Below are 21,366 nucleotides of genomic sequence, written 5' to 3' on the forward strand. Positions count from 1 at the left end.
ATAAAAACCAATGCTGCGAACATAAAAAGGTAACATTATAAATAAAATAATAAAAAAAGAAAATCAGGTTGGTTTGATTCGATCCCTTTATACCATTCTGGCCAATAGCATTTCCTCACACTTTGCCAGTTCAACGACCGAGTCCACATTGATCGCAACTTCAGGAATATGAGTCAGATAATCGGAATCCACCTGCTCTTCCTCTATCTTAGCAGAATCAAGGACATTTATACCCACCGGGACCAGCATTTCACCGTTCTTGTTGAACACTGTACCCGGCCGCAACCCCAGCTCCCGGAAAAGCCCAATAGGAGCATAAACTGACATTGCCGGAATGGAACGTTCCTCATAGCTTTCAACTATGGCATCAATATGTTCTGATCCGACCAGAGGGAGGTCCGGCATCAATATCATGACAGGACCGGTGCTGCCAGCATCTTTGACAGCATTTACCATATCCCCAACATAATTATCACCAGGGGTACGGAGAATGAGAACGTCATCCCCATAGCGATCCCTGACACACGATTCGGTTTCAGGAGAATATGGAGAGGTCTGAACGAAAACACGTCCTATGTGTTCTGCACCAAGAAGCGAGTCAAGAAGATAACTGATAAGTGGCCTGTCGATAAGCATCACACATGCTTTTTCCTCCACGCCAAGCCTCTGGGCAAGACCGCCTGCCATAACGATAGCATCCATTTTAGTCATCCACCATCAAGAATATGAGACCGATATCTAAAGACATCGGCGCTTAGAACACTAGAAACACATCAAAAATGTGGCACTACTACCTGTTCCCAAGATACTTTGAGGTTATCCTCGGTTTCACTGTCGCTCATGAGGATCTTTAGAATCTCCTGAACGACTTCAGGTTTATGCAATATATTGCACTTCTCACAGCTCCAAACTTCACTGCCCGTGGTACTTTCGATCCAGCGACCACCTGTTTGAGGATCTTCGCAGGGGTAGAAAGGACAGAAACAGAAAGTACAATCCTGACCGCTGAAATGGCAGGGGTAATATTCACAGGTATTCCTGCAGGCAGGCATGCCAGCCCCGGCACTCTCTATGGTCTCTTTCAGGCGTTCCTCTGCATAATCCTTGCCTGACTCGGTAAGGACATCACCTATGGCCTGTATGAGATGATCGGTCTCCCCCCTTGTGCGGACCGCGATCCTGATATAGTCATTGTCAAGCAGGTAGAAGGAACTACAATCCCTCACAAGGATACCATGAGAAGCAAGACGGGATGTCAGCTCCTGGGAATCCATAAGAAGTTCCCTTATGTCCACAAGAACATAATTGACAGTACTTGGAAGCGGTTCGAACCCATATATCCCGGACAGGCGTTCTATGAGATATTCCCGCTCTTCTGCGATCATTTCACGAGATGCCACGAGATATTTACTGTAGCAACCGCCCTCCATGTTCAACAGAGCAGTACCTACAACATCAGGCACTGAGCCCAGATTCCACGATAGCCGGGCAGTATTGAGTGCTTTTGCCATCTCCAGGGACGCAACACCGAAACCCAGACGTATACCGGGGATAGCGAAGTTCTTGGTAAGGGAACGGAGGACAAATAAATAGTTATTAGTGGCTGCTACGTCCGCAACGCTCTGGGACGGGTCGGCAAGTTCACTGAACGCCTCATCAACGAACAATAAGGTGGAGTTCATCTCACACCTTTTGGCAAGTTCAAGAATAGAATCCCTTGAAAGCAGTTTGCCTGTAGGATTATTTGGATTGCATACGAAAAGGATCTTTACATCATTCAGTGCCTCGTCGGTAATATCCATCAGCCCTTCATGCTCAAAATAACGGATACTGGCACCCATAATCCTGCACTGCTGCTCATATTCATCGAAAGTTGGCTGCGGAATACCTACAACATCACCGCTATTGATCATGCATTCTGCAACAAGACGGATGGTCTCACATGAGCCATTACCGGGTATGATGTTATCAGCACTTATCCCATCGCCCAGAAAACCGGCTGCAGCTTCCCTGTAGTCGAGATAGCGGTTGTCAGGATAATTGTACATCCCGTCCCTTGCACTGATAAAAAGTGCCTTGAGGTCAAGACCGTATTCGGGATGTTCGAACGGGCTGCCATACGGATTGAGGCTTGCGCTCATATCGATAATATCAGATTCAGCGATCCCGTATTCCTGCGAAGCCTTGCGGACAAGACCGCCATGGGATGCAGGCACAAGACCGATTATGTGCTTTTTGAGGGGTAAATTGATTTTTTTGTCCACATTCATCGCCACGCTTTATCGTGCAAAGATAGGAAGAAAACATATATTAAGTTATGTAAAGTTTGCTTTAGGAGAGATGACAAACAAATTACTGAATAGCACAATAAGATACAAAAACGAGGGGAATAGGCACATTGATCAGTAATTCCCTTTCAATATATGATCATCACCATAAATGCTTCATAGGCAATATTACAAGATGTCTTATCGATTAGCCCGAAATTCTTAAATATGGACCGCATCTATCAAAGATACTACAAACGTGGTGGCACATGTATGACCTTATACAGAGTGTTTGCCATTATGTCAGGAAAGCCGATGTTCCCATAACTACATGGAGACTTGATCATGTAGATCGAACGGACTCTAAATCCGTTCAGCCGGGTTAGATTCCCGGAGTTTCCGCCAAATGGACATGGCTTTCCATTAAGACATTATATTTTATTTATGATGATGGACACCCATCAATTTTTAAAAGGAAGATGATAGAATGAAGTGTTTCGCAATAGGAGCCTAGAACTATGGAAAAGCAATTACTGGACGTTCTAGTAGAGCTCAACGGAGTATGGCTATCGCGAAGCGGATTGCTTCATGGGATAAGGAACTTTGAGATAACCACTAAACATATTCACATTGAGACCGACTGTGGTGCAAGGTTCACTGTGAGAAATTCCAGGTCAAGCCGTTCTGCAAGATCATTAAGGCATAACAAATATCGCAAACCCTGCAAACGCTGTCGTCCGGCAGATGAGCAGATAGACCGTTTTGTTAAGAAGACCTTTAAAGAGAAAAGGCAGGCTGTCAGCGTATTCTCCAGTCCGAAGAAACAGGTCCCCAAAAAGCCAAAAGCGGCTGTCATTAAATCAGTTTCCATTTCTACACCCAGCCCTAAGGAGGCAAGTGTGTCAAACTCAATACCAACTCCTTCTACAAGTGTCGTAAAAGATGAAGTGAAAGTACCAGAGGTTAAGTACACCCCTTCACAGATCGAGAGACTGAAGACCCTGATGTCCCCTGATGACAAGATACCCATCCAGGGCGAGTTGCCTGAGTTCAAGGTGCTCGAGAAAGAACTGATACAGAGGCGACGTGACGACCTTAAGAAGATGTACGAAGAAGACAGGGAAGACCGTCTTGGCAAACTTGAGAGGACGATAACCGAATTCTTCGTGGACAGGGGATTCCTTGAGATAAAATCACCCATAATGATACCTTTCGAATATATTGAGAGGATGGGTATAGACAAGGATGACCACCTCCACAAGCAGATATTCCGCGTTGATGAGAACATGTGCCTTCGACCTATGCTGGCACCATGTCTTTACAATTACCTGCGCAAGCTTGACAAAGTGCTCCCTGACCATATAAGGATATTTGAAGTAGGACCATGCTACCGCAAAGAATCGGATGGTAGCAGCCATCTGGAAGAGTTTACGATGGTGAACTTCTGCCAGATGGGATCAGGATGTACAAGAGAGAACCTTGAAGCGCTCATAGATGAGTTCCTTGAGCATATTGGAATAGAATATGAGATCGAGGCTGACAACTGCATGGTCTATGGAGATACCATTGACATCATGCATGGCGACCTTGAGCTGTCATCCGCAGTTGTAGGACCGGTGCCGCTTGACAGGGAATGGGGCGTGAATAAACCGTGGATAGGTGCCGGATTCGGTCTTGAAAGACTGCTAAAGGTCAGGCACAACTACACGAACATACGCCGTGCAAGCCGTTCTGAACTATACTACAACGGAATCAATACGAATCTATGAGGTGAACATCTTGTTTGAAAAAATGGACCAAAATGATCTGGAAGACTATGCTGAGCAGATAATTTCCGGATCAGAGATTTCCGATGAGAACCTCAGGGAAATGCTGCAGATAAGCGATCCTTCTGAAATAGAAAAACTGCATTATGTGGCACGCCACATACGGGATAATTTCTTCGGGAACAAAGTGTTCATGTACAGTTTCGTGTACTTTTCCACACACTGCAAGAACAATTGTGCTTTCTGCTATTACAACCGTGAGAATGACATCGAGAGGTATCGCCTGACACTTGAGGACATAAAGAAGATATGCCAGGTCCTCAAGACAGAAGAGATACACATGGTAGACCTCACCATGGGAGAGGACCCCTATTTCCATAACAATCCTGAACGTCTGGTAGAACTTGTCAGAACAGTGAAGGAAGAAGTAGAAAAACCAATAATGGTATCCCCGGGAGTTGTTGATAATGAGACCCTTATGCTGTTGAAGGAGAACGGGGCAGACTTCCTTGCACTATACCAGGAGACCTATGATAAGGACCTTTATGGAAAGCTGAGGGTGGAACAATCCTTTGAAGAGAGGATCAACTCCAGGAACCATGCAAAGAGGATAGGTTATTGCGTTGAGGACGGCATACTGACAGCAGTGGAACCGGACATAGAATCAACCCTTATCTCACTTAGAGGACTTGGAACATCCGATCCAGATATGGTAAGGGTCATGACATTCCTGCCTCAAAAGGGCACACCCCTGGAAGGAAAGGATGTTGAGGGAAGTGAAGCGGAACTCAAGATGATCTCAATACTTCGATTGATGTATCCAAACCTGCTCATTCCGGCATCACTGGACCTTGAAGGTATTGACGGAATGGTGCACAGGCTAAACTCCGGTGCCAATGTGGTCACCTCCATAATCTCATCCAATTCAGCCCTTGAAGGCGTTGTGAACTACGACAGAGAACATGCCGAGAGGGACAGGGATGTTAAGAGCGTTGTCGCCCGTCTGAAGACAATGGGAATGGAACCTGCCGAACAAAGCGATTTCGAGAAGTTGTTGGGGCAATAGGATGACGACAGTATGTCTTATAGGGGGGAAACTTCAGGGCTTCGAAGTGACATATCTTGCGAAGAAAGCGGGGATGAGAGTTGTTCTGATAGACAGGAACAAGAAGCCCCTTATTTGCAATGTTGTTGATGAGCTTTTCTGCTTTGACATAACCCAGGAACCGGACAGGTTCATCGAGATATCAAAGAATGTCGATGCCATTATTCCGGTAAATGAGAACCTTGATACACTGAACTTTATAAGGGACATCAGCAACAAGCTTGATTGCCCTGTTCTTTTTGATTTTGATGCGTATCACATCAGCATGGATAAGAAGCGCTCGAAGGAATATTTTGTTTCCATCGACATACCGACCCCTGGCGACAGACCTTCGCAACCACCTTATTTTGTAAAACCACCCTGCGAGAGCAGCAGTATTGGCACACGCATAATCTATGATGATAGCGAACTTGCCGATGTCGGACCGGATATGCTTGTTGAGGAGTACCTTGAAGGCGATGTTATCTCACTTGAGATCATCGGGGATGGAAAACGTTTTGCAGTAGTGAAGGAAACGAAGGTGCATATCGATGATACTTATGACTGTCACAGGATAACCCCGGTAGAGCATGACCCGAAGTTCAGGGAAATATCATACAAGCTTGCCCAAGGGCTTAACCTTAAGGGTATCATGGATGTGGAAGCCATTGCTTCTGAAAAAGGATTGAAGGTCCTTGAGATAGATGCACGTTTCCCAAGCCAGACACCTACGGCAGTCTACCATTCAAGTGGAATCAACCTTGTCGCATTACTTATGCAGGCGTTCACCGAAGGTGTGACCGAGATAGAAAAGGCGCCTGAGAAAGGATATTGTATCTTCGAACATCTGAAATGGGATAGTTCAGGATTGATACCTGCGGGAGAGCACATACTCTCCATGGGCGAGCGATACGAACTATTCTATGAGGAAGAGAACCTTGAGATATTCCATTCAAGTGGGGAGAACGATGTATTCACCCTTATCTCAAGGGGCAAGGATATAGAAAGTACAGAAGAGGTCCGCAGCAGAGGCATAATGCGGATCGAGGATCATTTTAATGGGGAGTGGTGAGTTTTATGGCATTATTAACACCTGAGGATCTGGAAGATCTTTTGAACAAACTTAGACAGAGCAATGAAACGATCAAGGCATCTACCGGAAAGAGTATCACGGAAATATGTGAAGAGGTCTATGGCACACGCCCAGCCTCGCAAAAGGTTGCAATAGTGCCCATAACAGCAGGCAATGGGATAATAGGCAATTTTTCTTCATCATTGCTCGCAATAACCGAATATTTCGGACTTGAAGGTTATATTACAGACCATCCCGACATAACCGGGTATCATCAGGCAGTTTCCGATGGTGCGGACATACTTCTAATGGCGGATGACCACATGTTCATCGCCCACAACCTGAAGAATGGAAAGATAGCGGCCAACCATGTATGCACAGGTGTGATCTATTCAGAGATAGCCTCAAGGTTCATCCATGCAGGATCAAAGGATGTGCTGGTAATCGGCCTTGGCCGTGTAGGTTACGCAGGTGCCGAACATCTGGTGAAGAAAGGGTTCAATGTATATGCCTATGACCCGAACACCGAATTCATGGAAAAGGCAATTGGAGAGCTTGGAGTGAACGCTTATGATATGAACGGACCCAAACAGTTCTCCATGGTCTTTGAGGCTACCCCTAACGCCAATACAATATCAGAAGGAATGATCGCAGAAAGATGTCTTGTATCGACTCCGGGAATACCCTGCGCGCTTCCACCCGAACTCGCTGAGAACGGTGATATCGACCTGGTCATGGAACCACTGGTCATAGGTGCCGCAGCAATGCTCTATTCAGTGTTCTGAAAAAGAGAGGAATATTTCACGTTCACAAACGGGAAGAAAGCTTGCAAAAAACTCAAAGAAAACTTTGACAGGACAAAACCAAAAAACTTGTCTAAAGCGACTATTGCAAGCGTTTTTTCCAAATAAAAAGGTATATATATGCTAAGTACATAGCCTAAGTACCTTTTTAGTGATTATAAAGGATTGATCAATAGGAGAATATTTAAATGACTGAATACACACCAAAGACAAGATTAGCAGCTGTACTTAATCAGACCGAGAAAGTTGACAGGATGCCAGCTATCTGTGTTACACAGACCGGTACCGTAGACCAGATGGACGCAACCGGAATATCTTGGCCAGAAGCAAACTATGACGCTAAAATGCTTGCAGGACTTGCAGAAGCTGGACACACAGAAGTCGGATTCGAAGCTGTACGTGTCCCATTCGACATCACCGCAGAAGCTGAGTTCTTCGGCTGTGGCATCAAGGACGGTACAAGAGTACAGCAGCCATCCGTCATCAACCACGTTGTAAACAGCCTTGATGACCTCAAGCAGTTCGAAGGCTACGATGTAACTGACTCATCAAAGAGAATCTCAGTTATCCTCGAGTCCGTCAAGATCCTTGCTGAAAAGTATGGAAATGAGCTTCCAATCATCGGCAGTATGATCGGTCCTTTCTCTCTTGCACAGCACATCACCGGAGACTCCTGGTTCATGGACATCATGACAAAGGGCGATTACGGTCTTGCGATCATGGAGTTCACAACCGAGTTCGGGATCGCATACGCAAATGCACAGGTCGACAACGGTGCAGACACATTGTCCATCATCGACCCAACAGCAAGCTACCAGCTCATTGGCGGAGAATTCTACAAGAAATTCGTTGTACCATTCCATGCAAAGCTCGTTGAAGCAATGCACGCACGCAATGTTCCTGTAGTTCTCCACGTCTGTGGTGACACAACCGAAGGTCTTGCGATCATGGAGACCGCAGGCATAGACGCGATCAGTGTTGACCAGAACGTAAATGCAGCAACTGCTGTATCAAAAGTAGAGAAAACACTCATTGTCGGTAACCTCGACCCAGTAAACTGTCTCTGGAACACAGATGTTGAGACAGTCACAGCAGAGTCCGAAAAAGTACTCAAGGAACTCGACGGCAAGGGACTTCTCGCACCTGGATGCGGTATCGTAAGCCAGACCCCAACTGCACACCTTCGTGCAATGATCGAAGTAGCAAAGAGCTACAAATACTAATCATACCATATTCTGAAAAGTAGAGAATTGGACTTAATAAGTCCAATTCTTTTTCTTTTCTTTCTTTTTTTAGACGGTCAAAACTTGTTTAACCCTGAGCTTTGCCTTTTGAAGGCTGACATTAAAGGAAAATGGCCAGAACACTCAGAACCCCAAGCCCGATGCAAAAATAAGAGAAATCTACTTTCTTCGCAACTTTAAGGAACAGGTCGATGGTGACCAGACCGAAAGCAAAAGCGAAGAACAGAGCTACAAAAGAATAGACATCCAGTTCGACCATATCCATCAGTCCAACTCCTATCTCTGCCACAAGGACAGCAGGGATGCTCATGAAAAAGCTCAACCTTATGGCATCCGCAGCATCGAATTTACGCAGCAATAGTGCGGACATCGTGATACCGGATCTGCTAATTCCAGGGATTGCTGCAAATCCCTGTGCAACCCCCGAGACCAAAGAATCTGACATTCCGGGAACTCTGGAAAGTGATACGTCCTTTGAGATAGTCCTCTGTAGAAGACCTGTAACTATCAACATTATACCGATCACAGCTGTTGCAGAGCCACCGGACATCTCAGCCTTGTCGGTGACGAACAATACCAAAGGAAGTCCCACGATCCCTGTAAGTGCCGTCGAGATAAGGAGAAAACTGATGATCGGGTCATGAGGCTCTTTTTTAGAAAAGCTACGAACATAATCAGGTATCCCGGAAAGGAGCTTTTTCACATCATCTCTGAAATAAACAGTAGCTGCAAGCAATGTTCCCAGATGAAGCCAGATAGAGATAGGAATGGCTTCAGAAAGGGAACGGTCAAAGAAAGTGACCATAACAAGCGAGGTCATACCTTCACTGCTTATTGGGAGCCACTCTGCCAGACCCTGTACAATGCCAAGAATGATAGCTTCAGAGAGGGATAACATGAGAAGTAATCAGACTTCATATGTATAAGTAATATCCGTTGTTTGGTAAAAGAAGAGTTATTACTCCCATTGGGAATAAATATATAAATATATCCCAATAAGTTTAAATAATTTCTCATCTATGTGCACAATACATTAAGATCAAAGTGGTGAGAAATAATGAAAATATGTATAACATCCAGAGGAACTGACCTTTTCAGCCAGTGTGACCCTCGTTTTGGCAGATGTTCTTACTTTGTCATTGTAGATGATGATACCATGAACTTTGAGACTCTTCAAAACCCAGGGCCTTTGGCAGAAGGAGGTGCAGGAATAGAGGCTGCACAGGCATTGATAGGCCTTAATATTGATGCAATTCTCACAGGAAATATTGGACCAAATGCATTTGCAGTACTGAATGCAGCTGGAATTAAAGTATTTACAGGCATCAATGGTGCAGTCGAAGACACAGTTGTACAATATGTAGAAGGACAGCTAAGCATTATAGAGGATGCCAACACTTCTGCTCAACACAAAGTTAACTCAGGATCGAGACCAGAACTTTCTGGACCAAAATAAAATAAGAGGCAAATAAAATGAAAATATGCGTACCTTCTGCAAATAATGGCGGATTAGATGATATGGTAGGTCAGCACTTTGGAATGGTCCCTACATACACCGTGATGGACATTGAGCACAACTTAGTAGAGATAGTGGGAAACACAAGCGAGCATAATGGTGGTGTAGGATTACCACCAGAACTTCTCTCAAAAAAAGGCGTGAACATAATGCTTTGTGGCGGCCTTGGACAAAAAGCTGTAGACATGTTCAATGAATATGGAATTGATGTTTTTATCGGTGCACAGGGAACTGTGGAGACAGCTATCAATGACTGGAAAGAAGGAAATCTTGTCAACCCGACCAGCGAAAATGTCTGTCAGGGCCATGGGCATGATGAAGACCAACACTGAAACACATATGAAAATTGCTATCGCAAGTGGAAAAGGCGGCACCGGTAAAACCACCGTTGCCGTAAACCTTGCACTTTCAATACCTGATGCACAGCTGATCGACTGCGATGTCGAAGAACCCAATTGCAATCTATTTTTGAACAAAGAACTGGAGCGCATCGCTGAATCAAAGATCACTGTTCCGAATATCGATGAGGAACTTTGCACACACTGCGGAAAATGTTCCGAAATGTGCCGTTTCAATGCAATTGCGACCCTACCAGAAAAAGTTATCCTATTCCCAACTCTCTGCCACAGCTGTGGAGGGTGTATTCTAGCTTGCCCGGAATATGCCATTTCCGGAAAGGAAAAGATTACAGGCATCATCAGCAGATCCTCCAATAAGAAAGATCACCCCATGCTCTATGAAGGAGTACTAAATATTGGAGAAAGCATGGCATCCCCGGTCATAACTGAACTAAAGAGAAGCATTGAACCGGGAATTCCAACAATAATCGATTCCCCACCTGGAACTGGGTGCCCTGTTATGACCACATTAGAAGATACGGATCACTGTATACTCGTAACAGAACCAACTCCATTTGGATTACATGACCTGAAACTTGCAGTGAAAATGGTAAAAATTATGAATATACCATTCGGAGTCATCATAAACCGAAGTGAACAAGAAAATTGTATCATAGATGAATATTGCGATCAGGAAAACATTGAGGTCCTAATGAGAATACCCCTCAATAAACGCATTGCAGAACTATATTCAGATGGAATTCCCTTTGTTGAGGAAATGCCTGAGTGGAAAGAAAGATTCACTAATTTATTTGAGAGAATAGTCAACAAAAAGGAGCTGGCATGAAGGAACTCGTAGTTATCAGTGGAAAAGGTGGAACCGGTAAAACCACAATAACAGCTTCATTTGCAGCAATGGCACAAAATGCAGTGATAGCTGACTGTGATGTCGATGCACCGAACCTTCATCTTGTTCTAAGACCAAGGATTGTAGAAACGAACCCTTTCTATGGCATGGATAAAGCAGAAATATGCCTTGACAGATGTATCAAATGTTACAAATGTCAAACTGCCTGTAAATTTAATGCTATCGATGATGACCTGATCGTAAATCAACATAAATGTGAAGGCTGCGGAGTATGTGAATATGTTTGCAAAGCCAGTGCTATAAATATGATCAAAAGCCGATCAGGCGATGTTCATTCATCCATCACTGACCATGGAACAATGGTCCACGCAGAACTGGAGATTGGGGAAGAAGCAAGCGGAAAACTTGTAAGTGCTGTCAAAGAACGTACACGTTCGATAGCACTGGAAAATAAAGCCGAACTTATAATAACGGACGGCCCACCCGGCACAGGTTGCCCTGTACTTGCAACAATAACAGGAGCTAGCCTTGCATTGATCGTGACCGAACCCAGCTTATCAGGGATGCATGATCTCGAAAGGGTCTTGCAGGTTACAGAACACTTCGACATTCCTTCCATTGTCTGCATCAACAAGTACGATATCAATGAGAAGAACGCAGGGAAAATAGAAGAGTTCTGTCACAAAAGAGAGATAGAAGTTGCAGGAAAGCTTCCTTATGACCCATCGCCCAATATGGCAATGAGGGAAGAGACAACCGTTGTTGAATACAGGAAGAATGTTCTTTCAGAAGGGATCAAAGCATTATGGGAACGTGTTGTTTCAGAGCTTGAGAAACAGTAAAGGAACCTCACTGATTTAAACGAGATGATAATATGAGATGTGCTGATTGTGACAGTAAGGATTGTTACCAGGGGAAGAATTGTGCCCCAAAGGAGATTCTTGCAGATTATGAAGGCGAGGACCTGGAGATCATGAAAGTTGCTTCAGGAATAGAAGCAAAATACTACATGCAGAAAACAAGGCTTGAAGAGATTCTCCTTTTTACAAAAGAACTTGGATATGAAAGAATCGGAGTTGCTTTTTGCATAGGGCTTGAAAAGGAAGCGAAGTCATTCTGTGAGATAATGGAGAAACACCTTAAAGTGGAATCTGTTTGTTGCAAGGTATGTGGCGTGGAGAAAGATACCTATGGACTGGATAAGATACGGGAAGAAAGTATAGAGATAGCCTGCAACCCTATAGCCCAGGCAAATGTGCTGAACCGTGCAGGGACACAACTGAACATCATAATTGGCCTGTGTCTTGGTCACGACATACTTTTCAACAAGTACAGTGAAGCACCTGTTACAACATTCATCGTTAAGGACAGGGTACTTGCACACAACCCCGCAGGAGCCCTTTATTCAAAATATTATATGAAGAACGTATTTGAAATGGGGAAGCAATAATGGAGATCACTGTTGTCTATGACAACAATGCCGGAAGAGGATTGGGAAAAGGCTGGGGATTTTCCTGTTCCATCGAGACTGATGAACAGAAGATTTTGTTCGATACCGGCTGGGATGGCGGGCTTTTGTTAGAGAACATGGCAGCTCTTGGAATCGATATAAGAGAATACAATATTCTGCTATTATCTCACCAGCACTGGGACCATATCGGAGGATTACCGGCTGTTCTGAATGCGAATCCCGAAATAAAGGTATACGCATTGGCATCGTTCTCTAAAAAGCTCAAGAACGAGATACAAAAGCGTGCAAAACTCAATGAGATAAACGGAATGTGCAAGATCGCAGAAGGAGTATATTCCACCGGAGAACTGGGAGACAGCATCAAGGAACAGGCACTATTGCTGGATACTGACAAAGGCGTCTATATCATAAGCGGCTGTGCACATCCCGGCTTATCAGCGATAATAGAGGTTGCATCTTCAATTGGAAATGTTCGTGGCATCATCGGAGGATTACACGACTGCCAGGATATTGAAGCGATGCAGGATCTCGAACTCATAGGTGCAGGACACTGTACATCGAACATTGATGCCATTAAAGAGAAGTATAAGAAAAGTTTTGTTCATATTGAAGCAGGCTATCGTATAACCATCTGAATGATGCCCATATCCTGAATAAGCAGAGCATTAGTGAGGTATATCATTTAGGTTTTCCATATTGATATGAAGAGTTGAAAATATGAAAGTTGCCATACCATCTTCAGAGACCGGGGGATTAGAGGACTACGTTGAACTTCATTTTGGAAAAGCCCCTACATATACCATATATGATACTGAGACCGAAACTGTCGAGATAATTAAGAATACAAGCGTACATATGGGTGGAAAAAGGAGACCTCCCGAACTGCTAAAAGATGCAGGAGTGGATATTGTCCTCTGTTCAGGTGTCGGACAGAAGATCGTTGACCTTCTTGACAAGAACGGGATAGAGATATTCGTGGGTGCTGATGAAACTGTGCAGGAGGCCATCACATCGTGGAAAGCGGGAAAGCTCTACAAGCCAAAGACCATAAATCTTGAAAAGGAACACGGCCTTGGAATGACAAAGAATCAATTGTGACCTTTTTATTTTTTATTTTATTTTATTTTATTTTATTTTTGTCACCTGAACCTGTCCAGGGGAGGGAACACATAATACATTCAGGCCCATAGCCTGCAGCATTATAACCAGTCATTCCGCCAGCTACATTGTAGACATCACTAGATCCATTCTGCTGTAAGATACTGGCACCCATACTTGAACGCTGACCACTTCCACATATCACAACGGTCTTTGTATCGGGATCAAGGTCTTTGTGGGAATTCCGCAGTTCATGAACAGGGATATTGATAGAGTTTTGTATATGTCCTTCCCGGTGTTCTGCTTCCGACCTTACATCTATCAGTACCAGTTCTTCACCACTGAAGAGAAGGTCATGGAGCTCTTCAGCTGAAAGCTGGCAAACATGTTGCGTTGAGAGACCAGCCAGGGACCATGCGGCCATTCCACCTTCAAGGAAATATCCAATTCTGTCAAGTCCTACCCTGTGAAGCCAAAGGGATGCTTGGCTCACCTGCTCCGGAGAATCAACCACCAACATAATGGTCCTGTCCTCAGGCAAAAGCCAGCCCGAAAATGTTGCAAAATTGCTGTTAATATCAATACTGTATGCACCCGGAATATGCCTGCCACCAAATGCTTCATAGCACCTGGTATCAATAACTATATTTTCAGTATCTTCACTTATTTTTTTGAACTCAAGAGGAGGTAACGCTTCAGCATGCCCAAGCTGCGAAAGAAGAACGGGACCCATAGCATTCACTTTACTACAACGTTTGAAGTGATCCGGCGTAGGAGGCATCTCATTGGTCAAGGATGAAATGAACTCGGCCTTTTCACCGATGTTGAGAGCATGATTGTAAAGGCGTTCATAACCGATGGTAGAACTTCTTTTTGCAGCCATTGCCCTGCCACAGAGAGAGCCTGCTCCGTGTGCAGGGTATACCTCACAAAAATCAGGGAGAGAGAGAAGTTTGTCATGAAGACTATCATAGAGTTCTGAAGCCAGTTCATCAGCTTTTCCAGGGAACAGATCAGGCCTGCCCACATCCCCAACAAAAAGAGCGTCACCGCAAAAAACACACACAGGGTCAGCCCCCCTTGTGCGGTCGGTCACCACATAGGAAACGTGTTCAGGAGTGTGACCGGGAGTTTCCATTACTCGAATGGACATATCCTCGATCTCGAATATATCGCCCTCTGAAACAACCACTGCATCGAATTCACACCCTGCAGAACCGGGAACAAAAATGTTCGCACCAATCCTTTGCATCAGATCCATATGCCCGGAGATGAAATCCGCATGAAGATGTGTTTCCAGTATGTGAGTTATTTTCCATCCCATATCAAAGGCCATATCGAGATATACGTCGACATCCCTGGACGGATCGATCACTGCACAGAATTTATCGCCACCAAGCAAATAGGAACTGTGCGCAATTCCTTTTACGAATACCTGCTGAACTATCAAATTACAACCCCATCTTTCCTTTGAACTGTATAAAGAATTAATATTCGGAACAAGCAACAAATGTTAAAAAATAATATAAAGGTTCATGAGATATATATTTGTACATACAAGAAAGCATATCACAGAACAATAGATGGCTGTTCTTTCGGAAAACTGATAATATGAATATTTATGAAGGAGGTCGTAACAGTGTTGGCATTTGATCTGGGCATAGACCCGATACTGTATGATTTCCTCACAAAGGTCGTGCTGTCTTTAATGATAGGCATCCTTATAGGAATTGAACGTGAACACCACCGCCAGGACCAGGAAGTGTTTGCAGGAGTACGTACTTTCGCAATAGTATGTATCTGTGGCATGCTTGCGACATTTGTAGCCCAAATGATAGATATAATGATCCTCCTAATAACTACAGTACTCATTGCAGTATCCTGTTTTTTCCTGATATACAGGGTATATATGATCAGTGGTAAGCTGGGAATGACAAGTTCCATCGCCCTTTTTCTGACCTACCTTCTGGGTGTGCTCGTAGCAATGGGACATTATCTCTTTGCCATAATCATAGGGGTCATAATAACATTCCTGCTTATCGAGAAGAAGCCTTTGCATTCTTTTGCCGAACATCTTACAGATGAGGAGATAATCAATGGTGTTCAGTTCCTTGCAGTTGCTTTTATTCTATACCCACTCATGCCGGAAGAGCCAGTAATGGGCGTACTGAACCTTAAATCCGCCATACTCATTGTGGTACTTGTGATGTTCATAGGATTCATCAGCTATGTATCGCTCAAGAGATTCGGTACTAAAGGCGGGATGTCCTATTCAGGTCTTTTTGGAGGTTTTGTCAGCAGCGAAGCCACCACTGCTGCACTGGCTGCAATGTCGAAGAACCAATCCAGCCTTATCCATGCCCTTTACATCGGCATCCTCATGTCGAACATATCAATGATAATCAGTAACACCCTTATTGCATTGATAGTCGACCCCACCGGAAGAACTATGTTGGCAATGATACCCCCACAGATCGCCATGCTTGTTATTGTTCTGATAATCATAGCAATACGAAGGGAGAGCTATGATATAATGACAGAACCACTGGAAATAGGTTCACCGTTCGCATTGAAACCTGCCTTCAAGTTCGGCGCCTTGTTCTCCATCCTTCTGGTGATCACAAGTCTTGCAGGAGAGTTTGCAGGAAGTACCGGTATCTACATTACAGCACTTGGAGGACTGGTAAGCAGTTCCGCTGTTGTAGCATCCGTTGCAGCATTGGCCTTTACAGGCAATGTTCCCTATACTGTGGCTGCCCAGACCGCTGTGATGGCAGGGATCATCAGCACCCTTAATAAGATAATGCTTATAAGAGTGTCAGGTTCAAAGGAACTTTATTACCATTCAAGGAATACCTTTGTCCTTATAGCAATAGTTGGAACGGTCGTGCTCTACCTCTGGAGCTACTTCGATCTTGCCGGCCTTTAAGGAGCTTTTACCGAAAGGCTATAGTCCAGAGACCGGGCTTCTATGAGCCATACAGGTGTGAATCTATGAAACCATATTATAATCCTTCTTTTGCTACCGAAGAACTCGAATTTCACGGTTTGGAAGATAATTCAGAAGGCAAAGCCCTATATTTCCCGGTACGAAGCCGGAAGGTGCTGGTCGAGAACGGTATCGATGCTGAAGAATATTTTAAGTACATCCCTGAAAGAAGTGTTCTTGAGAGTACAGAGGTCATCTACATCGGAACGCTTGGTGACATACCCTGCCATTGTTTTGAAATACCGGAAGGAGCAGAGTTCGAGGATATGGAATTCCTTGAACTGAATGATCTGTATGGCATCATCGATGAAGAGATGCTTGGCATCATTTCAAGAGCGGTACAGATGGCAGATTTCTACCGCACACACCAATACTGCGGGCTCTGTGGAAATTTCACACATTATGTGCCCGAAGAAACAGGGATGCAATGCGGTAGTTGTGCACATATAGCATATCCAAGGATAAGTCCTGCTGTTGTGGTCCTTATAGAAAAGGAAGAGGAATTGCTCATGGCAAGGTCACATCATTTCAAGGAAGGTATGTACGGCCTTGTTGCAGGATTTGTGGAAGCTGGAGAGACCATAGAACACGCAGTACACCGGGAGGTCAAAGAAGAGGTTGGTGTATCCATAAAGGAACTTTCATATTTTGGGAGCCAGCCCTGGCCATTTCCTTCCTCTTTAATGATAGGATTCACTGCGACCTATGAAAGCGGAGATATAGAGATAGATGCCAATGAGATAGAGGATGCAAAATGGTTCCCCATAGATAAAATCCCCACACCCCCTTCGAAAAGAAGCATTACGGGGTCGCTCATCGAGCTGTTCATTGAAAAGCATGGTCCAAAATGAGAATGCCAATTTTTGGTATGTACGCAAATTTTAAATAAAGAAGGGATCAATCAGGTCTATGGAGAACATTACAGGGCTTGAGCTATCTCCGAAAAAGATAGAGTACCTGAAATTCCTGCTTGAGAAAGGCGATAATGTGCGAACTACGGATATTTCCAGGCACATGAAAGTAGATCCCTCAACGACAACGAAAGCTATCAGTGAACTGGATTCCACAGGATATGTGAAACATATACCTTACAGAGGTGTCAGCCTTACTGAGAAAGGGAAGGAATACACACATTTCATTCTGAGAAGACACCGTATTTTAAGCCTTATGTTAAACCATTATGGACTTTCACCGGAAGAATCCTGTAAAGAGGTTGCACGTTTTGAAGGTTTTGTGTCAAAAGATGCCATTGATGCGATCTGCAATTCAATGGGACATCCAACTTTCGGGGTCTGTGGCAGGATAGAACATGATGGCTGCGGACTTGACCACGAAGGCCACGCATGAGCTTACTTTTTTATAAGCTCTTTTATGGTTTCAAGAACGAGTATAGCATCAGCTCTTTTGACATCGGTCTCGTTGTTCAGACAATAATCCAATAACGGCTCTTTTTCAGGAATTACACCTTTATCAACCGCTGTTTTCACAATACCAAGATAACTTCTGAGAGGATAGTGCAGCTCCATTGCTATATTAAGCACAGAGAGACGGGTACTCTCATCGATGATACCTTCATCGCATGCTGCCTGTAAGGTCTCCCTGATGTTAACAAGGGGAACAGATACAGGTTCAAAGGTTTCGGGATTTGTGGTGACAGCCACCTCATCGTCAGACTCGAGGATACCGTCACGATACCATTCATAGACCTTGCCGACACCTATCATGCCATGTACATCAAGTTCGGATGCACGTAGCGCCCCCATGCTGCAACCACCTACTACGGTGATACCTTTCTTCATTGCATGGAGTATCTCTTTGTGTGCAACGGCAGCCCTATCGAAGAACATGCCATCGATGATGCCGATGATATCATAGCCCTGTGATGAGACATTTTCCACATCACCCCTTGCTACCGGAGGCAGGTAAACAGCATCAAGTATAGCTTTTGCATCTTCGTGGCAGATACTTGTACCTGCAAATATCACCGCTCTCATAGGATCACTTGTTACGACCGAACTTTCTCTTCCAGGGCTTTTCAGATGAAGCTGAGGACTTGCGGCCATGCCTTAAACGTTTACCCACACGTTCGCGGTCAAGGGTATATTGTTCGAATCCGGGAATGATGACCCTTACTACAGGAACACCGATACTTTCGCGGGACAGGTCCACCACTATTGCACTGTCGGTCACTTTACGTAGCTCATTGAGGACCACGTCAATGTTCTCAGCAGGAGTTGATGCGGAGATATCATTTATCTGGTCAAGTGTTATGGCCTCACCATCGTCATACCAGAACCGGTTCATCCTTTTCATACGCTCATATCCGATCTGCCTCACAAATGATTCCCTGTCAGTATCCTCACGTGCACCGTGTATCTGTACGACCCTTGATTGTGCAGCTTCTGTGATTGCCCTTCGTACAGCGATCTCCGGCTTGAGATGGGAGCCTGCACCCATGACAAGCAATGCGGCATCTTTCAGTTCAAGGTCATCGGTTGCCGCTAAGATGGTGGTGATAGCAGTATCATGTTGCAGATACCATAATTTTATCTGCACTCCGGCATTTTCGAACTTCTTTACGAGCTCATAGTTGATACCATCATTTTCAGTAAGAACGAGTTCCTTGCCGGGATTCCTGTTAAACTCAGATATGCTCAGAGCATCACGTTCGATCACTTCAAGCAAGCCGTGGAGAATGGCCTCCTCGATAACGTTACCGGAAGCAAGTCCATTGGTATTGCTTCGGAAAAGTTTTGCTGACATTCCCGGTGAATCGTATGGGTGATGGACAGCATTTGAGGGAACATAGATCTCCTTCTCCTGCAACATATCCCAGCCTTTGGTCCATTCGACCAGTTTATCAGAGGCTATCGGTTCAAAGAGAAGTAAAGAATCTACGTCCAGTAGCTCATACCCTTCACTTGCTTTATCTGAGCTCTCGATAAATTCATCTGCTGTGATCTCTTCATCGATATCCGCATTTACACTCACACGTTCAGCAAGACATCTTTCGAAGCTTTCCATCATGGCCGAGATCCTTGCCTGTGCCTCTGAAGCTCCTTTACCGGAATAGATGGATATCGCACCATCTGCTGCGGAAGGTCTTATAGCTGAAAAAACAGGTATTCCGATACGATCAAGCTCGGTTATGCTTGCGATCCTGGTGACACCTATTCTTTTAAGATGAGGTTGCGTATTCTCAAGAGTAGCCCCCTCATCGAGAACACGCTGCGTACCTTCTATATATTGCAATGATCGATCGATCAGGATGTGACACATGGTAAGGGGAACTCTTTTGCAACATTATATTCCTTACGACAATAACAACACAAAAGTTCTTATTTCAATCGAAAAACATAAATAATATTAACTCGTTATTGAGAGTTTGGCTCTGCTATGCAGGTCAAATTCTATAACTAGAATTGAAGAGACAAGAGGAATTAAATTATGAGAAATATCATGAGAATAGATGATATATCTGCCAGAAATGGAGAAGACAGGTACTTTGCGGTTGTAAGTGGTCAGACCACTGAAAGACTGGATGCTGATGAGCGGGAACTTTGCAATTTCATGCTCGGTGGATTTCTATCTAAATAAGCTGCAAAACCTATTTTTAGCAATCTTGCGTATGAAACGAATATGTATGATATTCTTTCTGTACGCAAAGATTTCCCAGTTCTTGAGGAAGTTATCTACCTTGATAGCGGTGCCACAACACAGACACCTGTGCAAGCCGTCAACTCCATGAACGATTATTTTTTCAAATATGCTGCAAATCATGGCAGAGGAGCTCACAGGCTTGCCCGGCAGACCACTGACCACTATGAGGATGCAAGGGATACAGTTGCTGAATTCCTGAACACCGGGTCAGATGGTACCGTATTCACCAAAAATGCCACTGAAGGCATCAATATGGTATCACTTGGACTGAAATGGGAAACTGGCGACCATGTGGTGACAACTGTTGTCGAACATCATTCAAATCTTCTCCCATGGATGAGGCTAAGAGAACAGGGGGTTGAAGTCACAGTCGTCGGATCGGACAGGGAAGGACGTGTCGATCCAAAGGATATCGATGAAGCCATTACGGACAGAACAAGACTGGTAAGTGTCAACCATGTTTCAAATGTATTCGGTTCTGTCAGGGATGTCAAGAAGATAACTCAGATAGCACACCGATCCGATGTATTGACACTTGTTGACGGCTCACAGTCTGCCGGACATATGCCAGTGGACATCAAAGATATCGGGTGTGACTTTTTCATTACCCCAGGTCATAAAGGATTACTCGGACCACAGGGGACTGGCGTGCTTTGCATAAAGGACCCGGACATCCTTGAGCCCGTTTATGTAGGTGGCGGAACCGTTCATGCAGTGACCACTGAAAGTTATGAGCTTGAGCCATCCCCATCAAAGTTCGAAGCCGGGACCCCCAATATCCCAGGGGTCATAGGTCTTGGACGAGCCGTGGAATATGTGAAGGACATTGGGGTGGAAGCCATAGAGAAACATGAGAAAGAGCTGGCACAGGATACTGCAACGCGCCTTGCAGAGATAGAGGGAGTGGAGGTATACGGACCAAAGGACAGGACCGGAGTCGTGCCTTTCAATGTGCAGGGCATGAACCCGCATGATGTCGCCATGATCCTTGATGAGACCCGAAATATATGTGTTCGAAGCGGTTACCATTGCGCCATGCCATCAGTGGACCTGATCGGTGTCGAAGGTACCGTACGGGCTTCATTTGCACTGTACAATACCAAAGAAGAGGTAGATTCTTTGATAAAAGGGGTTGAGCAGATCACAATGCTGGCATGATCCCAGCATCCTCTTTTATTAATGGCAGGACC

Annotated in this window: 23 protein-coding genes; 17 read left to right on the forward strand and 6 right to left on the reverse strand. The window is 44.6% G+C overall.

Going from position 1 to position 21,366, the window contains the following annotated elements; genetic code table 11:
• Positions 1–87: 87 nt before the first annotated feature.
• Together KDK67_RS00195 and cobD are read right to left on the reverse strand one after the other, a co-directional pair.
• Positions 88–711, reverse strand: a complete 624-nt coding sequence (locus tag KDK67_RS00195) for an NTP transferase domain-containing protein (protein WP_250866824.1) — start codon at positions 709–711, stop codon at positions 88–90.
• A gap of 62 nt (positions 712–773) precedes the next feature.
• Positions 774–2,270 (reverse strand): threonine-phosphate decarboxylase CobD, encoded by a 1,497-nt coding sequence (cobD, locus tag KDK67_RS00200; RefSeq protein ID WP_250866825.1) that lies wholly within the window; start codon positions 2,268–2,270, stop codon positions 774–776.
• A gap of 515 nt (positions 2,271–2,785) precedes the next feature.
• Here cobD and pylS point away from each other — a divergent pair.
• The 5 genes from pylS (at position 2,786) to mtbA (ending at position 8,215) form a co-directional block, all read left to right on the forward strand.
• Positions 2,786–4,036: a pyrrolysine--tRNA(Pyl) ligase gene (gene pylS / locus KDK67_RS00205; RefSeq protein ID WP_250866826.1), complete on the forward strand. Its 1,251-nt coding sequence runs from the start codon at positions 2,786–2,788 to the stop codon at positions 4,034–4,036.
• 10 nt (positions 4,037–4,046) lie between these two features.
• Entirely contained in the window at positions 4,047–5,099 is a 1,053-nt protein-coding gene (gene pylB, locus KDK67_RS00210; protein ID WP_250866827.1) for a methylornithine synthase PylB, read from the forward strand.
• Between the two features lies 1 nt (position 5,100).
• Positions 5,101–6,189, forward strand: a complete 1,089-nt coding sequence (gene pylC, locus KDK67_RS00215; RefSeq protein WP_250866828.1) for a 3-methylornithine--L-lysine ligase PylC — start codon at positions 5,101–5,103, stop codon at positions 6,187–6,189.
• Between the two features lie 5 nt (positions 6,190–6,194).
• Entirely contained in the window at positions 6,195–6,974 is a 780-nt protein-coding gene (gene pylD / locus KDK67_RS00220) for a 3-methylornithyl-N6-L-lysine dehydrogenase PylD (RefSeq protein WP_276575017.1), read from the forward strand.
• 206 nt (positions 6,975–7,180) lie between these two features.
• A complete protein-coding gene (mtbA, locus tag KDK67_RS00225) occupies positions 7,181–8,215 on the forward strand; it encodes a methylcobamide:CoM methyltransferase MtbA (protein WP_250866830.1) in 1,035 nt (344 codons plus the stop codon).
• A 121-nt stretch (positions 8,216–8,336) separates the two neighbouring features.
• On the opposite strand, the gene KDK67_RS00230 is transcribed toward mtbA, so the two are convergent.
• Complete coding sequence (locus tag KDK67_RS00230) at positions 8,337–9,134, reverse strand: undecaprenyl-diphosphate phosphatase (RefSeq protein ID WP_250866831.1); 798 nt, start codon at positions 9,132–9,134, stop codon at positions 8,337–8,339.
• Between the two features lie 159 nt (positions 9,135–9,293).
• Here KDK67_RS00230 and KDK67_RS00235 point away from each other — a divergent pair, with 159 nt between their 5' ends.
• The 7 genes from KDK67_RS00235 to KDK67_RS00265 all read left to right on the forward strand — a co-directional run bounded on the left by KDK67_RS00235 (position 9,294) and on the right by KDK67_RS00265 (position 13,527).
• Positions 9,294–9,692, forward strand: a complete 399-nt coding sequence (locus KDK67_RS00235) for a NifB/NifX family molybdenum-iron cluster-binding protein (RefSeq protein WP_250866832.1) — start codon at positions 9,294–9,296, stop codon at positions 9,690–9,692.
• A gap of 17 nt (positions 9,693–9,709) precedes the next feature.
• Positions 9,710–10,084 carry a NifB/NifX family molybdenum-iron cluster-binding protein gene (locus KDK67_RS00240; RefSeq protein WP_250866833.1) on the forward strand — a complete coding sequence of 125 codons (375 nt, stop codon included), beginning with the start codon at positions 9,710–9,712 and terminating at the stop codon, positions 10,082–10,084.
• Positions 10,023–10,937 (forward strand): ATP-binding protein, encoded by a 915-nt coding sequence (locus KDK67_RS00245; protein WP_338101211.1) that lies wholly within the window; start codon positions 10,023–10,025, stop codon positions 10,935–10,937. The genes KDK67_RS00240 and KDK67_RS00245 overlap by 62 nt, the downstream gene beginning before the upstream one ends.
• Positions 10,934–11,800, forward strand: a complete 867-nt coding sequence (locus KDK67_RS00250; RefSeq protein ID WP_250866834.1) for an ATP-binding protein — start codon at positions 10,934–10,936, stop codon at positions 11,798–11,800. The genes KDK67_RS00245 and KDK67_RS00250 overlap by 4 nt, the downstream gene beginning before the upstream one ends.
• Before the next feature lie 32 nt (positions 11,801–11,832).
• Positions 11,833–12,408, forward strand: coding sequence for a DUF1847 domain-containing protein (locus tag KDK67_RS00255; protein WP_250866835.1), 576 nt, complete (start codon positions 11,833–11,835; stop codon positions 12,406–12,408).
• Positions 12,408–13,064 (forward strand): MBL fold metallo-hydrolase, encoded by a 657-nt coding sequence (locus tag KDK67_RS00260; RefSeq protein ID WP_250866836.1) that lies wholly within the window; start codon positions 12,408–12,410, stop codon positions 13,062–13,064. Before KDK67_RS00255 ends, KDK67_RS00260 begins: the two co-directional genes overlap by 1 nt.
• Positions 13,065–13,146: 82 nt before the next feature.
• Positions 13,147–13,527 carry a NifB/NifX family molybdenum-iron cluster-binding protein gene (locus KDK67_RS00265; RefSeq protein WP_250866837.1) on the forward strand — a complete coding sequence of 127 codons (381 nt, stop codon included), beginning with the start codon at positions 13,147–13,149 and terminating at the stop codon, positions 13,525–13,527.
• A gap of 22 nt (positions 13,528–13,549) precedes the next feature.
• Here KDK67_RS00265 and KDK67_RS00270 read toward each other — a convergent pair whose 3' ends face one another.
• Positions 13,550–14,977, reverse strand: a complete 1,428-nt coding sequence (locus KDK67_RS00270) for an MBL fold metallo-hydrolase (RefSeq protein ID WP_250866838.1) — start codon at positions 14,975–14,977, stop codon at positions 13,550–13,552.
• Between the two features lie 171 nt (positions 14,978–15,148).
• Here KDK67_RS00270 and KDK67_RS00275 point away from each other — a divergent pair, with 171 nt between their 5' ends.
• The 3 genes from KDK67_RS00275 (at position 15,149) to KDK67_RS00285 (ending at position 17,863) form a co-directional block, all read left to right on the forward strand.
• Positions 15,149–16,456, forward strand: coding sequence for an MgtC/SapB family protein (locus tag KDK67_RS00275; RefSeq protein WP_250866839.1), 1,308 nt, complete (start codon positions 15,149–15,151; stop codon positions 16,454–16,456).
• Positions 16,457–16,521: 65 nt separating this feature from the next.
• A complete protein-coding gene (gene nudC, locus KDK67_RS00280; protein WP_250866840.1) occupies positions 16,522–17,367 on the forward strand; it encodes an NAD(+) diphosphatase in 846 nt (281 codons plus the stop codon).
• 58 nt (positions 17,368–17,425) lie between these two features.
• A complete protein-coding gene (locus KDK67_RS00285; protein WP_250866841.1) occupies positions 17,426–17,863 on the forward strand; it encodes a metal-dependent transcriptional regulator in 438 nt (145 codons plus the stop codon).
• Positions 17,864–17,865: 2 nt separating this feature from the next.
• Here the strand turns inward: KDK67_RS00285 and KDK67_RS00290 are convergent, their stop codons facing one another.
• Positions 17,866–18,510: a TfuA-related McrA-glycine thioamidation protein gene (locus KDK67_RS00290; protein WP_250866905.1), complete on the reverse strand. Its 645-nt coding sequence runs from the start codon at positions 18,508–18,510 to the stop codon at positions 17,866–17,868.
• A 4-nt stretch (positions 18,511–18,514) separates the two neighbouring features.
• Complete coding sequence (locus KDK67_RS00295) at positions 18,515–19,795, reverse strand: YcaO-related McrA-glycine thioamidation protein (RefSeq protein WP_250866842.1); 1,281 nt, start codon at positions 19,793–19,795, stop codon at positions 18,515–18,517.
• A gap of 180 nt (positions 19,796–19,975) precedes the next feature.
• Here KDK67_RS00295 and KDK67_RS00300 point away from each other — a divergent pair, with 180 nt between their 5' ends.
• Both KDK67_RS00300 and KDK67_RS00305 read left to right on the forward strand, forming a co-directional pair.
• Complete coding sequence (locus KDK67_RS00300; protein WP_250866843.1) at positions 19,976–20,113, forward strand: hypothetical protein; 138 nt, start codon at positions 19,976–19,978, stop codon at positions 20,111–20,113.
• 42 nt (positions 20,114–20,155) lie between these two features.
• Complete coding sequence (locus KDK67_RS00305) at positions 20,156–21,334, forward strand: cysteine desulfurase (protein ID WP_250866844.1); 1,179 nt, start codon at positions 20,156–20,158, stop codon at positions 21,332–21,334.
• Positions 21,335–21,366 lie beyond the last annotated feature (32 nt).

The organism is Methanococcoides seepicolus (genome assembly GCF_023684405.1).
In the GTDB taxonomy this organism is placed as follows: Archaea; Halobacteriota; Methanosarcinia; order Methanosarcinales; family Methanosarcinaceae; genus Methanococcoides; species Methanococcoides seepicolus.

Excerpts from the sequence above, each read along its gene's own strand:
- KDK67_RS00305 (WP_250866844.1), top strand. The coding sequence starts at position 20,156 with ATGTATGATATTCTTTCTGTACGCAAAGATTTCCCAGTTCTTGAGGAA.
- KDK67_RS00260 (WP_250866836.1), top strand. The coding sequence starts at position 12,408 with ATGGAGATCACTGTTGTCTATGACAACAATGCCGGAAGAGGATTGGGA.
- cobD (WP_250866825.1), bottom strand. The coding sequence starts at position 2,270 with ATGAATGTGGACAAAAAAATCAATTTACCCCTCAAAAAGCACATAATC.
- KDK67_RS00275 (WP_250866839.1), top strand. The coding sequence starts at position 15,149 with ATGAAGGAGGTCGTAACAGTGTTGGCATTTGATCTGGGCATAGACCCG.
- KDK67_RS00295 (WP_250866842.1), bottom strand. The coding sequence starts at position 19,795 with ATGTGTCACATCCTGATCGATCGATCATTGCAATATATAGAAGGTACG.
- pylC (WP_250866828.1), top strand. The coding sequence starts at position 5,101 with ATGACGACAGTATGTCTTATAGGGGGGAAACTTCAGGGCTTCGAAGTG.
- KDK67_RS00240 (WP_250866833.1), top strand. The coding sequence starts at position 9,710 with ATGAAAATATGCGTACCTTCTGCAAATAATGGCGGATTAGATGATATG.
- nudC (WP_250866840.1), top strand. The coding sequence starts at position 16,522 with ATGAAACCATATTATAATCCTTCTTTTGCTACCGAAGAACTCGAATTT.
- KDK67_RS00265 (WP_250866837.1), top strand. The coding sequence starts at position 13,147 with ATGAAAGTTGCCATACCATCTTCAGAGACCGGGGGATTAGAGGACTAC.
- KDK67_RS00195 (WP_250866824.1), bottom strand. The coding sequence starts at position 711 with ATGACTAAAATGGATGCTATCGTTATGGCAGGCGGTCTTGCCCAGAGG.
- KDK67_RS00290 (WP_250866905.1), bottom strand. The coding sequence starts at position 18,510 with ATGAGAGCGGTGATATTTGCAGGTACAAGTATCTGCCACGAAGATGCA.
- KDK67_RS00235 (WP_250866832.1), top strand. The coding sequence starts at position 9,294 with ATGAAAATATGTATAACATCCAGAGGAACTGACCTTTTCAGCCAGTGT.
- KDK67_RS00300 (WP_250866843.1), top strand. The coding sequence starts at position 19,976 with ATGAGAATAGATGATATATCTGCCAGAAATGGAGAAGACAGGTACTTT.
- pylD (WP_276575017.1), top strand. The coding sequence starts at position 6,195 with ATGGCATTATTAACACCTGAGGATCTGGAAGATCTTTTGAACAAACTT.
- KDK67_RS00255 (WP_250866835.1), top strand. The coding sequence starts at position 11,833 with ATGAGATGTGCTGATTGTGACAGTAAGGATTGTTACCAGGGGAAGAAT.
- pylS (WP_250866826.1), top strand. The coding sequence starts at position 2,786 with ATGGAAAAGCAATTACTGGACGTTCTAGTAGAGCTCAACGGAGTATGG.
- mtbA (WP_250866830.1), top strand. The coding sequence starts at position 7,181 with ATGACTGAATACACACCAAAGACAAGATTAGCAGCTGTACTTAATCAG.
- KDK67_RS00285 (WP_250866841.1), top strand. The coding sequence starts at position 17,426 with ATGGAGAACATTACAGGGCTTGAGCTATCTCCGAAAAAGATAGAGTAC.
- KDK67_RS00250 (WP_250866834.1), top strand. The coding sequence starts at position 10,934 with ATGAAGGAACTCGTAGTTATCAGTGGAAAAGGTGGAACCGGTAAAACC.
- KDK67_RS00230 (WP_250866831.1), bottom strand. The coding sequence starts at position 9,134 with ATGTTATCCCTCTCTGAAGCTATCATTCTTGGCATTGTACAGGGTCTG.